The 15,887-nt window shown below is 53.8% G+C and carries 14 protein-coding genes; 13 read left to right on the top strand and 1 reads right to left on the bottom strand.

The annotated features are described in order from the left end of the window. Positions 1–28 precede the first annotated feature (28 nt). The 10 genes from ACKGJP_RS26605 (at position 29) to ACKGJP_RS26560 (ending at position 10,348) form a co-directional block, all read left to right on the top strand. Complete coding sequence (locus tag ACKGJP_RS26605; RefSeq protein ID WP_409341800.1) at positions 29–1,828, top strand: glycosyltransferase family 4 protein; 1,800 nt, start codon at positions 29–31, stop codon at positions 1,826–1,828. 72 nt (positions 1,829–1,900) lie between these two features. After that, complete coding sequence (wecB, locus tag ACKGJP_RS26600) at positions 1,901–2,989, top strand: non-hydrolyzing UDP-N-acetylglucosamine 2-epimerase (protein ID WP_409347261.1); 1,089 nt, start codon at positions 1,901–1,903, stop codon at positions 2,987–2,989. A gap of 21 nt (positions 2,990–3,010) precedes the next feature. Beyond that, positions 3,011–3,997 carry a polysaccharide biosynthesis protein gene (locus ACKGJP_RS26595; protein WP_409341799.1) on the top strand — a complete coding sequence of 329 codons (987 nt, stop codon included), beginning with the start codon at positions 3,011–3,013 and terminating at the stop codon, positions 3,995–3,997. After that, the gene (locus ACKGJP_RS26590) at positions 3,994–4,824 is read left to right on the top strand and encodes an SDR family oxidoreductase (protein WP_409341798.1); all 831 of its coding nucleotides are present in this window, start codon (positions 3,994–3,996) and stop codon (positions 4,822–4,824) included. Before ACKGJP_RS26595 ends, ACKGJP_RS26590 begins: the two co-directional genes overlap by 4 nt. Continuing rightward, positions 4,821–5,732 (top strand): NAD-dependent epimerase/dehydratase family protein, encoded by a 912-nt coding sequence (locus ACKGJP_RS26585; protein WP_409341797.1) that lies wholly within the window; start codon positions 4,821–4,823, stop codon positions 5,730–5,732. Before ACKGJP_RS26590 ends, ACKGJP_RS26585 begins: the two co-directional genes overlap by 4 nt. A gap of 3 nt (positions 5,733–5,735) precedes the next feature. Beyond that, the gene (locus ACKGJP_RS26580) at positions 5,736–6,464 is read left to right on the top strand and encodes a glycosyltransferase family 2 protein (protein WP_409341796.1); all 729 of its coding nucleotides are present in this window, start codon (positions 5,736–5,738) and stop codon (positions 6,462–6,464) included. 2 nt (positions 6,465–6,466) lie between these two features. After that, positions 6,467–7,543, top strand: coding sequence for a glycosyltransferase family 4 protein (locus tag ACKGJP_RS26575; RefSeq protein WP_409341795.1), 1,077 nt, complete (start codon positions 6,467–6,469; stop codon positions 7,541–7,543). A 65-nt stretch (positions 7,544–7,608) separates the two neighbouring features. Further along, a complete protein-coding gene (locus tag ACKGJP_RS26570) occupies positions 7,609–8,688 on the top strand; it encodes a glycosyltransferase family 4 protein (protein WP_409341794.1) in 1,080 nt (359 codons plus the stop codon). Between the two features lie 36 nt (positions 8,689–8,724). Further along, the gene (locus tag ACKGJP_RS26565; RefSeq protein WP_409341793.1) at positions 8,725–9,642 is read left to right on the top strand and encodes an NAD-dependent epimerase/dehydratase family protein; all 918 of its coding nucleotides are present in this window, start codon (positions 8,725–8,727) and stop codon (positions 9,640–9,642) included. A 40-nt stretch (positions 9,643–9,682) separates the two neighbouring features. Beyond that, the gene (locus ACKGJP_RS26560) at positions 9,683–10,348 is read left to right on the top strand and encodes a class I SAM-dependent methyltransferase (RefSeq protein ID WP_409341792.1); all 666 of its coding nucleotides are present in this window, start codon (positions 9,683–9,685) and stop codon (positions 10,346–10,348) included. A gap of 116 nt (positions 10,349–10,464) precedes the next feature. Here the strand turns inward: ACKGJP_RS26560 and ACKGJP_RS26555 are convergent, their stop codons facing one another. Continuing rightward, entirely contained in the window at positions 10,465–11,769 is a 1,305-nt protein-coding gene (locus ACKGJP_RS26555; RefSeq protein WP_409341791.1) for a beta-propeller fold lactonase family protein, read from the bottom strand. A 169-nt stretch (positions 11,770–11,938) separates the two neighbouring features. Here ACKGJP_RS26555 and ACKGJP_RS26550 point away from each other — a divergent pair, with 169 nt between their 5' ends. The 3 genes from ACKGJP_RS26550 (at position 11,939) to ACKGJP_RS26540 (ending at position 15,883) form a co-directional block, all read left to right on the top strand. Continuing rightward, complete coding sequence (locus ACKGJP_RS26550) at positions 11,939–13,222, top strand: beta-propeller fold lactonase family protein (protein WP_409341790.1); 1,284 nt, start codon at positions 11,939–11,941, stop codon at positions 13,220–13,222. 31 nt (positions 13,223–13,253) lie between these two features. After that, positions 13,254–14,528: a beta-propeller fold lactonase family protein gene (locus tag ACKGJP_RS26545; protein ID WP_409341789.1), complete on the top strand. Its 1,275-nt coding sequence runs from the start codon at positions 13,254–13,256 to the stop codon at positions 14,526–14,528. A 62-nt stretch (positions 14,529–14,590) separates the two neighbouring features. Further along, a complete protein-coding gene (locus ACKGJP_RS26540) occupies positions 14,591–15,883 on the top strand; it encodes a beta-propeller fold lactonase family protein (RefSeq protein WP_409341788.1) in 1,293 nt (430 codons plus the stop codon). Positions 15,884–15,887: the final 4 nt, after the last annotated feature.

Genomic DNA, 15,887 nt, shown 5'->3' with positions numbered 1-15,887 from the left:
TTTCAGTCCGACAGGAGGTGACAATCCCGTGTCCCGAAGCACAATTATGCTATTTTCCCACATTTGCTATACGGATCATATAACCGGTGCGGAGAAGTTTCTGCTTTTTCTGCTTGGCGAGCTGAAGCGGATGCACGACTGCATACTGGTCGTTCCGAACGAAGGGATTTTATCCGGCGAGGCGCGCAAAATCGGCATTGACATCATCGTTCAGCATTATCCGATTACGGAGGCGCTCTGGGAGCCTCAGCCGAATACGCAGGCTAAGCTGGAGCAGGCTCTTGTTGCCGGCTATGTCAATCCGCTTCTGGATATCATGCACATCCGCCAGCCGGATGCGGTCGTAACCGTTACCTGCGTCAATCCGGTTCCGGCCGTTGCGGCGAAGCGGCTCGGCATTCCCGTCATATGGCTTGTGACCGAGATGCTGCTTGAGAATGAATACACGAACGACGCCGTCGCTTTCATGAACCAGCATTCCGATCTGATCGTGGGCATCAGCCACACGATGCTGGCTCCGTATCTCAGGTACGGGCTGTCGTTCAAAACGAATGTCCTGTACCCGGCTTGGAACGGTACGGTACGGGCCGGAACGAACGCCGTTTATCGGAAGACGCTTCGGAACAATTTGCGGCTGAGCGAAAGCGAGCCGCTCATCGCGTTCATTGCCTCGGACCTCGTTCCGAAGAAGGGGCTGGAGCACTTTATTTTCATGTCGACCGTCTTGAGCCAATCGCTGCCATCGGCCCGCTTCCTGATCGTCGGCAACCCGACGGAACGCGGATACTATGATGCCTGCATGCACCATGTACGGCTCTCGGGCGCCGCGCAGCGGTTCTTCGTAGCGCCCTTTACGAGAAGGATCGAAGCGGTGCTGCCTGCCATAGACGTGCTGGTTATGCCGAGCCTCGTCGACGAAGGGTTCGGCATGACCGCCCTCGAAGGCATGATGTTCGAGAAAGCGGTGGCCGCTTACGCGTCGGGCGGACTGGCTGAGCTGCTTACGGTGACGGGCAACGGCAATCATCTCGCGCCGAAGGGTGACGCTGCGGCTCTTGCCAAAATCGTCGGCATTTTGGCCGCGGACACGGCCTACCGGCAAGCGGTAGGCGAAGCGAGCAAGGCGATTGCGATCGGCCATTTCGGCATTACGGCTTACCGCGAAAGGCTTAAAGGGATTATCGACCGTATCGTCGAGAAAGCGGGTGCGGTCAAGAAGGCCAGGGAGGGGATGCCGCTCGAATGGCCGAACGGAATCGTGCTCATGGCGGATTCGAATGCGCTTTTCTTGCTGGAGGACGGCAAGAAACGCCCCTTCGCCAGTGAGCAGTCCCTTTACTTTTTCGGGTACGGCTGGGAACGAGTCGTCGTGACGGATCATGACGCGTTAACGCGATTCCCGACGGGGCGGCCCGTTTGCTGCGAGAGTTTGCTGCCGGCCGATGCGCCGAGGCATATGCTCGTTGCCGCTTCGGACGGATCGATTTATGCGGTTAGCGATGGGATTCGCCATAAGATCGAATCGGCCGAACTGCTTAAGCAGATCGAACGAGCGGCCGGTGAAGCGCTGCGCCTGCCGGACCCTTATTTGCAGCTTTTCGCGGAGGGACGGCCGATCGACGACCGGCAATTCGAGAGCGGCGTGCTGCTCGACTATGAGCTGTACGTTTCCGCCGACGGCAGCGTGTTCTATGCGGAGAGGCAGAAGCTGCGCCCGGTTGAGAGCGAACAAGCGTTATATTCGTTTCTGCTGCGGTACGACCGAATCGTTGCGCTTGCCGCAAACGAAATCGCCTCTTTTGAAATCGGAAAGCCGATCCGGATGTAGTCTCCCTTACCGGTTTGACGGCTGGCAGGAGGCAGCTGTACGAACGGAGTTTAACGAATGGAGCGAACGTTCATGAACATCGTGACGATTCTCGGTACACGGCCTGAAATCATCAGGCTCAGTCTCGTGATTCGCAAGCTTGATTCCTATGCGGACTCGCACACGCTCGTCTTTACGGGGCAAAATTTCGTACCCTCGCTCAGCGAAGTGTTTTTCCGCGAATTGAACGTAAGGCAGCCGGATTACATGCTCGCGAATAAGCAGCTTTCGCTGGGCGGACAGCTGTCGGTGCTGTTTAGCGAGACCGAGCGCATTCTGCAAACGGCAAAGCCGGATAAAGTGCTCGTGCTCGGCGATACGAACAGCGCGCTAAGCGCTATCGTCGCCGAACGGATGGGCATCCCAGTCGTCCACATGGAAGCGGGCAACCGCTGCTACGACTGGACGGTGCCCGAAGAGAAGAACCGCCGTGTCATCGATGCGATTTCCAGCATAAACATGCCCTACACCCCGCAAAGTAAGCAAAATCTGCTTAGGGAAGGCATCTCGAACGCTTGCATAGTCGAAACGGGAAATCCGATTTTCGAGGTGCTGCGGTATTTTGAGAAAGAAATAGCAGGAAGTACGATTCTGGAACGGCTGCAGCTGGAGAAGGAGCCTTACTTTGTCGTAACGGTGCACCGTGCGGAGAACGTCGACAACCCTGCCCACTTGAGGGCGATCGTAGACGGGCTTAACCTGGTCGCGGCGAAATACGGGCGGCGGATGATTTGCAGCTTGCACCCGAGGACGCGCTCCAGACTGGAAGGAGAAGTTTCGCTGACGCTGCATCCGCTGGTCGAATGCTACGAGCCGTTCGGATTCTTCGACTTCGTTACGCTGGAGAAGAACGCTTGCTGCGCCTTGACGGACAGCGGTACGGTGCAGGAAGAATGCTGCATCTTCCATGTGCCTACGGTAACGATACGCAACAGCACGGAGCGCCCCGAAACGGTCGATTGCGGCAGTAACGTCGTTTCCGGCGTTAATGCGGACCGAATCGCCAAGGCTGTCGACGCGATGCTATCGATGCCGGCCGATTGGGTATGTCCCGTAGGGTATTTGGATACGGACGTTTCCGCCAAGGTCGTCAAGTTTCTGAGCGGGCAAATTCGAAGGTAAGACAGTAGGAGGGCAAAGCAAATGTTCACAAACAGCACGTTTTTTGTCACTGGGGGGACAGGTTCTTGGGGACATGAGCTGGTGAAACAGCTCCTCTACAAAAACCCGAAGGAAATCATCGTATTTTCCCGCAACGAAACGAGTCAAGTGGCGATGAAGCGGGCGTTCGACGATCCGCGGCTCCGGTTCTGCATCGGCGATATCCGGGATAAGGAGGCGCTGATCGCAGCAAGCGCCGGGGCGGATTACGTCTACCATCTCGCGGCGCTGAAGCATGTGCCGGTTTGCGAGGACCAGCCGCTGGAAGCGCTCAAGACCAACGTCGTCGGCACGCAGAACGTCATAGAGGCGGCCATCGAGAACAAGGTGAAAAAAGTGATTTACATTTCGACGGACAAAGCCGCCAACCCGTCGAACTTTTACGGCATGACGAAGGCGATCGGAGAGAAGCTGATCGTTCATGCCAATCTGCTGAAATCCGAAACGAAATTCGTTTGCGTACGGGGCGGCAACGTGCTAGGCACGAACGGCAGCGTTATTCATATTTTCATGAAACAGATCAAGGAAAAGAATGAAATCGGCATAACCGACACGCAGATGACCCGCTTTTTCCTGACGCTCGAAGATGCGATCGAGCTTCTCTTCAAAGCGTCGAAGGAGAGCTTGGGCGGCGAAATTTTCGTCATGATGATGCCTACCTGCAAAATAATCGATCTCGCCGAAGTGCTGATCGAGGCGCTAGGGCGGACGAACGTGACGATCAAAGAGCTGGGCGTCCGACCGGGCGAAAAAATTCACGAGATTCTTTACTCCGAGTACGAAAGCCCGAATACGATCGCCTACGACAGCCAGTATCTGATCATTTTGCCGACGCTGGATATACCGGGACTGAAGCAAACTTACGCCGAATATCCGCCTGCCGGGAAGCTGAATTATAGCTCGAACGAAGGGCTCATGAACAAGGCAGACATTCGAAGTCTTCTTGTCAAAGGCAGGTTTTTGCCATGAGAATTCTCGTATTGGGCGGCAGGGGGATGGCCGGACATATGCTGATCGACTACTTGCGGCGGGAAACCGGCCACGACGTACGGTATACGACCCGCGATGCAAGCGATGCGCAGGGCATCTGTCTGGATGCGGCGGACCTGCCATCGGTCGAGAAGCTGTTGGAGCAGCTCCGGCCGGATGCGGTCATCAATGCGATCGGCATGCTCAACGAACATGCGGCAAGCAACGAGGAGGAGGCGTTCTACGTGAACGGCCTTCTTCCGCATCATTTGCGCAGGCTCGTCGAGCGGAACGGCGGGAAGCTCGTTCATATCAGTACGGATTGCGTGTTCTCGGGAGAGCGCGGCGATTACGAAGAAGGCGATTTGCCTGACGGTACATCCGTTTATGCGCGGAGCAAAGCGATGGGGGAAGTGCGCAGTCCGCTTCATTTGACGATACGCACCTCCATCATCGGCCCGGAAATCCGCGACAACGGAATCGGGCTGTTTGCATGGTTCATGAAACAGAAGGGCGTCGTAAAAGGCTATACCCGCGTTATGTGGAACGGGGTGACGACGCTGCAGCTCGCGAAGTCGGCCGTTCGGATGCTCGAAGGCGGAGTAACCGGGCTGTATCATTTGACGGCGGCGGATAAAGCGAGCAAGTGCGAGCTGCTGCGCATGTTTCAAGCGGCCTTCGATAAGGAGGACGTCACGATCGTGCCGGACGACGCGATCAGGCTCGACCGCACGCTTCGCAACACGCGGTCCGACTTCGATCCCAAGGTTCCGGCGCTGTCCGTCATGATAAGTGAAATGCGCGAATGGATGGAGGGAAGACGATGACCGGCAATCGTTTGCTGATCACGGGGGCGGCCGGCTTTACCGGCCGGCATGCCTGCCGGTATTTCGTCGACTCCGGGTACGACGTAGTTGCCGTCGTGCGAAACGTCACGTCTCCGGAGCCGGTCGCGGAAGGCTGCCGGACCGTGGCGTGCGAGTTGACCGACAGCCGTGCCGTCCACAAGCTTATGGAGGACACAAAGCCCGATTACCTTCTGCACTTGGCCGGCATGAACGCCGTCTCGGAATCGTGGAAACGGCCAGCAGACTGCATGGAAACGAATGTGCTTGCTACATTCTATTTGCTTGATGCCGCGCGTCTCGTCAATCCTTCCTGCCGGATACTTGCCGTCAGCTCGATGCTGAACTTCGCCATGACCAGTGAAGCTCCTAAGCCGCCGCATCCGTATAGCCTGAGCAAAACGATGCAGCTGCTCGCCGCTCAATCTTGGGGACATTTATTCGGACAGCCGGTGCTGTTCGTTCAGCCCTCCAATCTGATCGGGCCGGGGCCATCCAACGGGATATGCGGCTTGCTTGCCAAGTGGGTTTCCGAAGTGGAAGCTGGCCGATCGGCTGCGCCGTTCGTTCTGTCCTCCTACGAAGAGAAACGAGACTTTCTGGACGTAAGGGATGCGGTGGCGGCTTACGCGGTAATTTTGGAGAGGGGCAGCGAAGGCGCCGCATACAAGATCGGGTCGGGCACGCAGCGGTTGCTCGGTGAGACGGTCGAGGCGTTCAAAAACCAATCGCCGGCGGAATTGAAGATTTCGATTCGCGAAAATCAGCTCTCGCTTCCTGATCCCGAACCCGTCGATCTTACGCTTATATCCGCTCTCGGCTGGCGGCCGGCCATTCCATTCGAGCATTCGATAGAAGGCGCGCTTGCCTATTTTCGAAGGAGGTCGTAACCGATGTTACCCAAAGTATCGATTGTCATTCCTTTTTATAACGATCCATATATCGATCAGGCCATACAAAGCGCTCTGCACCAGACGTATTCCAACGTCGAGGTCGTCGTCGTCAGCGACGGCTCGACCAAGCAGCTCGGCAGAGTAAAGCCGTTTCTCGACCGCATCAAATTTATCGAGAAACCGAACGGCGGAACGGCGAGCGCAGTCAACCGCGGCATTCTCGAGGCGACAGGCGATTATTTCTGCTGGCTCAGCTCAGACGACATGTACTATCCGTACAAGGTCGAACGCCAGGTTTCGTACATGATGGCGCATCAGGCGAGGGCATGCTTTACGAATTACGACAAAATCAACGAAAAAAGCCATGTTTTCGCGCAAGCGGCGGCGATGCTGTTCCGGTCGGTGACGCATCTGTACAGCACGTTTCTGATCGGCGATCCGATTAACGGGTGTACGGTTATGACGGACCGCAGCTTGATGCTTGAGCTTGGCTTGTTTAACGAAGGGCTATGGCTCGCGCACGACTACGACATGTGGTACAGAATCATCTTGAACGGCGTCGATTTTCACTTTCTGAACGAATCGCTGACGCTGCACCGGACGCACTCCAACATGCGGGAAATTACTTGCGCATCCCACGTCGCGCACGAGGTGGCGATGATTCAGGATACGTACAATCGGCGGATGACCGCTTATCTGGAGCATTTGAAACAGCTGGGGGTGACCTAAACGTGCGTATTCTGTTCATGTATGTCATCCCGGGCGGCGGCGTCGACACGTTAAACCGGATGCGCTGCCATGCGCTGGCCCGGCGGGGCATCGAATGCCATTGTCTTTATTTTCATCCCGGAAGCGGCCTGCAAAATATAAACGCAGAAGGCATTCCGACTTTCATTACGAAAGATCCGGCCGGCATGATGGGGATCGTCAACCAGTATCAATACAACGCCATTGTCGTGACGTCCGCTTACTTGGAAGCGCGTATGCTGCGGCAGTTCGGATACAAAGGAGCTGTCATTTTCGAAAACCAGGGGCTCGGCACGATGGATATGGCGAGGCATGAGACGCTCGCGGGCAAAGATTGCATTAACGCGTATTCGGATGCGATATTGCTGCCGTTAACGGAGCATTTGCATGCGCTGTACGACGAAATGCTGCCGCACAAAATGCGCTTCAGTTTCAACAATCCGATCGATACGAGCTTGTTCTCTTACCGCAAAAAGATTTCCGAAACTTCCCCGATTCTCGGCTGGTTCGGACGAATGGAATATAACAAAAATTGGCGCGATTTTTTGTTTATCGCCTATAACCTGCTCGAGCATTTTCCGGATTTGAAGCTTTGGATGTTCCACGATCATACGCTCGCCCAACAAGGCGAGACGGAAGCGTTCGAGCTTACGGTGTCCGATCTCGGCCTGCGGGACCGGCTCGTGCTTCGCTCCAACGTCCCTCACGCGGAAATGCCGGACATCTATTCGGCTATCGGGGATTCCGGAGGACTGACCGTTTCGACGTCGAGAGTAGAAGGAGCGGGATATGTCATTTACGAAGCGATGGGCTGCCGCTGCCCGGTGCTGACGACCGATTCGGACGGTGTGAGAACGGCGGTCATTCATAATTATTCGGGCAAATTTTATGCGCACGGCGATATCGACGGCGCCGTTCGGGAGGCGTTGGAGCTGATGAAGGACACGAAGCTGCGGGGACAAATACGCGCTCAGGCTTGGAAGCACGTTGAGGAGCATTTCTCCATCGAGCGGTATTCCGTTAATTTTGTCAATATGCTCCAGCAACTTGGTGTCATGTAAGATCCATTCGTTCGGGTGCGGACAGATGCGCCGATCGCGATTAGAGAAACGAGGGGCAATCGTTTATGAAAATCCTGTTCATGTACATCATTCCAGGCGGCGGCATGGACACGTTGAACCGGGAGCGCTGCCGTGCGCTTGCCAAACGCGGCATCGAATGCCATTGCCTATATTTCCACCCCGGCAGCGGGCTGCAAAATATCGGCGCCGAGGAGACGATCAAAACGTTCGTGACAAACGATCCGGCCGAAATGATCGGGATCGTCAATCATTACCAATACGAAGCGGTCGTCGTTACATGCGCATTTACGGAGGTGCGGGCGATTCGTCAGCTCGGGTACGGGGGACGCATCGTGTATGAAATACAAGGACTCGGCACCATGGAGGAGGCCGCGCGCAAAATGGCTGTCAGCCGCGAGTTCGTCGCGACTTACGCGGATGCGATATTGGTGCCCGCCACTCCGCATGTGCTGGTCATGTGCAAGCAAACGTTCCCGGAAATTATGACCTACAGCTTCAACAATCCGCTCGATACGGAATCGTTCACCTATCGTTCAGCGCCTCGCCGGGAAGCGCCGGTCGCGGCCTGGTTCGGTAGGCTGGAGTACAACAAAAACTGGCGCGATTTTCTGTATATCGGCTATAACTTGGCGGAACGCGTACCGGACCTGCAGCTGTGGATGTTTCACGATCATACGCTTGCGGAGGGCGGCGAGCAGGACGCTTTCGAACGGACGGTGGCGGATTTGCGGCTGGAGAACCGGCTGACGCTCCATTCCAATGTCCCTCACGCGCAAATGCCGGAGCTGTTCTCGGCAATCGGCGATTCCGGCGGCTTTCTGTGCGCAACGTCAAGGGTGGAAGGAGCGCCGTACGCCGTTATCGAAGCGATGAGCTGCCGCTGTCCCGTGCTGACTACCGATTCGGACGGGGTGAGAAGCGCTATCGTTCATAACGCGACAGGCAAATACTTCGAGCATGGCGATGTGGACGGGGCAGTAAGCGAAGCGCTTGAGCTGGTAGGCGACAGAAAGCTGCGGGAAACGATCCGAAGGCAAGCGAAACGTCATGTGGAAGACTATTTCAGCGTCGATGCGTACTGCGGTCATTTTATAACGATGCTAAAGGAAATCGGCGCTCTGTAAAAAGGCAGTCAAGATTGATGCGGGAGGAAGCTGGGGATGAGCAAGGTGTTGGTGACGGGCGGCTGCGGATTTATCGGATCGCATATCGCGGATCGTCTGCTGCGCAAAGGACATGAGGTGGCCATAGCCGACAATTTGAGTACGGGCAGCCTGGATAACGTCAAGGGCATGGATGTCAACATTTATCATTGCGATCTGCTGAGCGATGCTTTTGGCCGAGCGGTGGAGCATTTTCGCCCGGATTGCATCGTCCACCAGGCTGCGCAAGCCAGCGTATTCAAATCGACGGAAAATATGGCCCTTGATGAGGCCGTTAACATTCAAGGTACGATTAAAGTGATAGAAGCCGCAAAGGATTACGGCGTGCGTAAAATCGTGTACGCCGCCTCTGCGGCGATTTACGGAGATCCGGACTATTTGCCGATCGACGAAGGGCATCAGATCGGGCCGAATTCTCCGTACGGGATATCCAAATATGTAGCGGAAATGTATTTGAGGCTGGCGGGGAGCATGTTCGGTCTCGATTATACGATGCTCCGGTACAGCAATGTTTACGGTCCGCGCCAGAACGTTATCGGCGAAGGGGGAGCCGTCGCCAAGTTTACGCAGGCGCTTCGGACGGGAAGCCCGATCATCGTGCACGGCGACGGCGAGCAGTCACGGGATTTCGTGTACGTCGGAGACGTGGCGGAAGCCAATGCGATCGCCTTGACGGAGGGCAGCCGTGAAACGGTTCATATTTCGACGGGCGTACAGACGAGCATCAACCGTTTGATCGAGATCATGCTGCTTTGTTCGGGGCGGAAGCGGACCGTCCTACACCAGGAACCGCGTCCCGGCGATATACGGCACAGCGTATTGTCCAATGCGAAGGCTGCGGAGAAGCTTGGCTGGACGCCTGCCGTTACGCTTGAAGAAGGGGTGCGGCGTACGCTGGGTTATTACGGTGTGTAATAGCGCCGGCTCATTTTAATAGAAACAGGGGGGAATCCATTTGAAAATTTATAAGGATTTATCGGACTGGAACATGGATGACGAGCTGACGAGCTGGGAGCGCGTCTATTCCGAACGGTACGATCAAACCCAATACGACCATCTGATCCGGTATCATTTTGCGATTCCTTACATTCCGGAAGGCGTATCGGTACTTGACGTCGCATGCGGATCGGGATACGGAACAAGCTATGTCGCGCACTACTCCAAATGCCGTGCGGTTATAGGGATTGACCGCTCGGATCATGCCTTGGAATGGGCGCGGACTTACTATCCGCACGAAAAAGCGGCCTATGTCAAGGGGGATCTGTCGGAGGATTTTGCCGAGCAGTTGCCGATCCGGAAGTTTGAAATCATTACCTGCTTCGAGACGGTGGAGCACATGCAAGACGATAAAGCGTTCGTCGCCAAGCTGTACGATCTTCTAGTGCCGGGCGGAGCCCTGCTCATATCGGCGCCGAACGAGGACGTCATCCCGCATCTCGACAATTATTGCTTTCCGGAGCGCATCAATCCCCATCATTTTCGCCATTATCGTCCGCTCGAATTGGAACAGCTTCTGACGAATTGCGGCTTCCGCATTTGCGAGAGACATACCCAAACGGTCGAATCGATTATTCATAACGCCCAGCATGGCTTCGTAACCATTCTCGTAGCGACCCGTTAGGTGCGCTTGCTTGAGGCGACAGACGATTCATCACGATGTAGCGTCGCTTCTCCATCCACGAAAAAACAACCTGACGATCGCAGGTTGTTTTTTCATGGATATTTATGACTCCAAGCTTAAAATAATAGAATCGGAGTAATCGCAATGCCTCTGGGAGAAACTGCAACCGGGAGGTTGGCTATGACCGCATTAAGCGCCGTATCGATTACCGTAACGGAAAAATTATCAATATTCGTGACATAGGCCCGTGAACCGTCGGGGGTAATCGCAATTTCAAGAGGACCGCTTCCGGCAAGGAGAGGGATCGTCGTGAATATCGTATTTGCTGCCGTGTTAATTACCGTCACGGTATCATTGTCGTTATTCGCGACATAAGCCCGTGAACCGTCTGGGGTAATCGCAATTCCAAAAGGAAGGCTTCCGGCAGGGAAGGGAATAGTAGCCACTATTACATTCGCAAAAGTGCTAATTACCCTGACCGAAGAGGGACCAAAAATGCTGCCATCCGTGACATAGGCTCGTGTCCCGTCGGGTGTAATCGCAACTCGGTTAGGTTCGCTTCCGGGAGGGAAGGGAACCGTGGCGAATATCGTATTCGTTGCCGTTTCAATCACCGTAACGGTTATATCTCCATCATTTGTGACATAAGCCCGTGACCCGTCGGGTGTAATCGCAATTCCAGTAGGAGCGTTTCCGGCAGGGAAGGGAATCACAGTGAATATCGTATTCGTTGCCGTGTTAATCACCGTAACGTTATCGGCACTGGAATTCGTGACATAAGCACGTAAATTGTCGGGGGTAATGGCAATTCTTTGAGGTTCGCTTCCGGCAGGGAAGGGAATCGTCGTCAATATCGTATTCGTTGCCGTGTTAATTACCGCTACGGTATCATTGCCGCTATCCGCGACATAAGCTCGTGTACCATCGATGGTAATCCCAATTCCATTAGGATTGCTTCCGACAGGAATCCTAGTCATCGTATTCGTTGCCGTGTTAATCGCCGTAACGGTGCTGCTTCCCGGACTCGCGACATATGCAAACAAAAGCTCTTGAATTCGGGTAAGTTCCCCTTCCAACACATGCTCCTTAAGAATTTGCCCGTCCGATCCTATTTCCGAGACCGTGACGGCGATGTCGTTTGCCCCAAGCCCGCTGGTAATGACCCGAACCCCGAATACGTCCAGATTCGCAAAGACGTTGTCCGCGGTAAACCCGGAACCGGGCGTGCCGAATGGATTTAGAGCGACCAGTTCGACTACGTAGAGCGTTTCACTCGTGAATCCATCCCCGGAAGGATTCATATAGTATGCTTCAACACCTGCAATCGCGGGCAATCGGCCGGTATTGAACAATCGAATTACGAGCTGCGTCGTGCGCGGCGCGAACCTGTTATCTATCGGCCCAGTATCGAGTACAGCCATAAAAATACCTCCCTATCAAGTCATCTTGCATAGATGTCATCTCGCAGATTAGTATATGTCCGATAAGGAGGGCCCGTTTAAGTTGTTTTTAAGATTCATATAATCCATACGATTTGTCTCTCAAATACATATACTGGTATATGAATTTGCTGATAGGGAGAGATGCTAGATGCCAGTTTTTGATACGGGGCCGATCGATAATCGAAACGCTCCCCGAACGAACCTGTTAACGATTCGCCTTTTCAATACGGGACGCTTGCCTGCGATTGCCGGTATCGAAGCCTATTATATCAATCCGACAGGTACCGGGCTTGCAAGCAGAACGCTCTATGTTTTAAATATCGTAACCCTCGATCCGTTCGATAAGCCCGATTGCAGTTTTACGTTGGACAATGTTTTTGCCAACTTGGATGTGTTCGGTGTGCGTATCATCACCAGCGGACTTGGGGCTAACGATATTGCCGTCACGATCACGGAAAAAGCGACAGACGGTCAAATCATTAAGGAGCATGTGCTTGAAGGGGAGCTTGCCCGGATCGAGGAGCTTTTGTTTGTCTATGTCGTAAACGGTTTAAGTAACAATGTATCGGTGATTGACACGGGAAGCAACACGATAGCGGCTACGGTGTCCGGGGTAGCCCTCCCCGGCGGAGTTGCCATTACCCCTAGCGGTTTAAGCGCGTATGTCACAAATTCAATAAGTGACTCCGTAGGGGTGATTGATACGGGAACCAATACGATAACGGTTACGGTGCCCTTGCCTGCCGGAAGCGGTCCTTCGGGAATCGCGATTACCCCTGACGGTTCACGCGCATACGTAGCTAATTTTGGCAATGATACGGTATCGGTAATTGATACGGGCAGCAATACGGTAACGGCTACGGTGCCCTTGCCTGCCGGAGCCGACCCTCAAGCAATCGCGATTACCCCTGACGGTTCACGTGCATATGTAGCTAATTTTGGCAATGATACGGTATCGGTGATTGACACGGGAACGAATACGATAACGGCAACGGTGCCTTTGGCTGCCGGAAGCGATCCTCGTGGAGTTGCGATCACTCCTGACGGTTCTCGCGCCTATGTAACAAATCAAGGACCTAATACGGTATCGGTCATTGACACCGGAACCAATACGATCGTGGCAACGGTGGTTTTGCCTGCGTTTAGCGATCCTTCAGGAATCGCGATCACCCCCGACGGTTCACGCGCTTATGTCGCAACTGCCAACAATTTAACGGTGATTCATACGGGAACTAATGCGGTAGTGGGAACGGTGACTGGCCTGAGTCCTGTAGCAATCGCGATCACCCCTGACGGATCGCGCGCCTATGTAGCAAATTTCGGTAGTGCCACGGTATCGATGGTTGATACCGTAAGCAACACAGTTGTTGCGACGATTTCTGTAGGAGTTGCTCCCTTTGACATCGCCATTACACCGATTTTATTGTTTTAGACTGAATATGACTGATAGGGAGAGATGATAGATGGCAGTTTTTGATACGGGTCCGATCGATAATCGTAATGCTCCCCGGACGACCCTGTTAACGATTCGTCTTTTCAATACGGGACGCAAGTCTGCGATTGCCGAAATCGAAGCCTATTATATCAATCCGGCGGGCAGCGGGCTTGCAAGCAAAACGCTCTACGTTTTAAATTCCGCTTCCCTCAATCCGTTCAATAAACCCGATTGCAGTTTTACATTGGACAATGTTTTTGCCAACCTGGATGTGTTCGGTGTGCGCGTCGTTACCAGCGGGCTAGGGGCTAACGATATTGCCGTCACGGTTTTGGAAAAAGGAGCAGCCGGGCAAATCATTAACGAGCATGTGCTGAAAGGGGAGTTTTCCCGAATCGGAGAATTGCTATTTGTATATGCAGCAAATGGATGGGTCATTAATACGGGGACCAATACGATAGTCGGTAATGTGAGCGGCCTTGGTTCAGTTCCTAATGGCGTTGCGATCACTCCTGACGGTACGCGCGTCTATATCACAAATAACGGTTCTGCTTCGGTATCGGTCATTGATTCGGCAACGAATACGGTTGTGGCAACCGTACCTGCAGGCAATCTTAATCCTCAATCTATTGCGATAACACCTAACGGTTTACGCGCCTATTTCTGCTGCCTAAATCTTTTAGGCTCTACGGTGCAGGTGATTGATACGGGAACCAATACGGTAGTAGCTTCGGTGCCCGTACCTGCGTTTCCTCAAGGAATCGCAATTACACCTGACGGTTCGACTGCTTATGTCTCACTCGGTAACGGAACGGTATTGTTGATTGACACGATAACCAATACGATCGTGGCTACGGTGCCTTTGCCTGTCTCAAGCGATCCTACTGGAATCGCGATCACGCCTGACGGTTCGCGAGCCTATGTCGTGGCTGATAACGATACGGTACCGGTAATTGATACGGGAACCCTCACGGTAATAGCTACGGTGCCCTTGGCTGCCGGGAGTTTCCCTTTCGCAATCGCGATCACGCCTGACGGATCGCGCGCCTGTGTCGCAAATGTTGCTAACGGTACGGTATCGATCATTAACACGCAAACCAATTTGGTCGAGTCTACGGTGACTTTACCTGCCGGAAGTCAACCTACCTCAATCGCAATCACGCCTGACGGTATGCGCGCCTATGTTTCAAACAATGGCAATGAAACGGTGTCGGTAATTATCCTTTCAAACAATACGGTTGGAACCTTGCCTGTCGGACCTTCTCCCAACGGCATCGCGATTACACCGATTCTGTTGTTTTAGACCTAGAATAAGCCGGCGCGAAAAGGAGAGCTTTCTGAATATGACTGATAGGAGAGATGAAGATGCCAGTTTTTGATACAGGTCCGATCGATAATCGGAATGCTCCCCGAACGACCCTGTTAACCATTCGTCTTTTCAATACGGGACGCAAGTCTGCGACTGCCGGAATCGAAGCCTATTCTATCAACCCGACAGGCGCCGGGTTTGCAAGCAAAACGATCAATGCATTAAATTTCGTCACCCTCAATCCGTTCGATCAACCCGATTGCAGCTTTACCTTGGACAATGTCTTTGCCAACCTGGATGTATTCGGCGTGCGTGTCGTCACCAGCGGACTTGGGGGTAACGATATTGCCGTCACGGTCTCGGAAAAAGGAGCGGACGGCCAAATCATCAAGGAGCGTGTTCTGGAAGGGGAGCTTGCCCGGATTGAGGAACTTCTGTTTGCATATGTCTCAAATGCTTTGGGCAACAGCGTATCGGTGATTGATACGGAAAGCAATACGACCCTAGCTACGGTGACCGGCGTGAGCCGTCCTGGCGGAATAGCGTTCACACCGGGCGGTTTGCTGGCATATATCACCTCTTCTATAGCCGATTTGGTAGCGGTAATCGACACGGCGACCAATACGGTCGTGAATACCGTGGGCTTGCCTATCGGAGCGGGTCCTGGTGAAATCGAAATCACCCCGAACGGTTTACGCGCTTATGTTGCGAATTTTGCCAACGATACGGTATCGGTGATCGACACGGGAAGCAATACGGTAACGGCAACTGTAAACTTGCCTGCCGGAGCTGATCCTGCAGACATCGCGATCACCCCTGACGGTTCTCGCGTTTATGTTGCGAATAACGGTCTCGACAACGTTTCGGTGATTGACACGGGGACCAATACGATCGTGGCTACCGTGGCCTTGCCTGCCGGAGCTGATCCTTTTGGCCTTGCGATCACCCCTGACGGTTCACGTACCTTTGTCACGAATCAAGGCCTTCATACCGTATCGGTGATTGATACGGGAACCAATACGATCGTGGCTACGGTGACCTTGGCTGCCTTTAGCGTTCCTTTCGGAATCGCGATCACCCCTGACGGTTCAAGCGCTTATGTCGCAACGTTCGGAACGGATGACGTAACGATCATTAACACGGAAACCAATACGGTGGTAACAACGGTGGCTGGTCTCAATGATCCTGCAGACATCGCGATCACCCCTGACGGCTCACGTGCTTATGTTGTGAATACTGGCAGTGCTACGGTATCGGTGATTGACACCTCGACGCAAACCGTGGTTGCGACTGTATCCGTAAGCTTTATCCCCGCTAATGTCGCCATTACGCCGATACTTTTATTTTAATATG

It is taken from the genome of Paenibacillus litoralis, assembly GCF_046244365.1.
Taxonomy (GTDB): domain Bacteria; phylum Bacillota; class Bacilli; order Paenibacillales; family NBRC-103111; genus Paenibacillus_V.
Note: the sequence above shows the minus strand (reverse complement) of the source record. Positions and strands in the feature narration are given on the sequence as shown.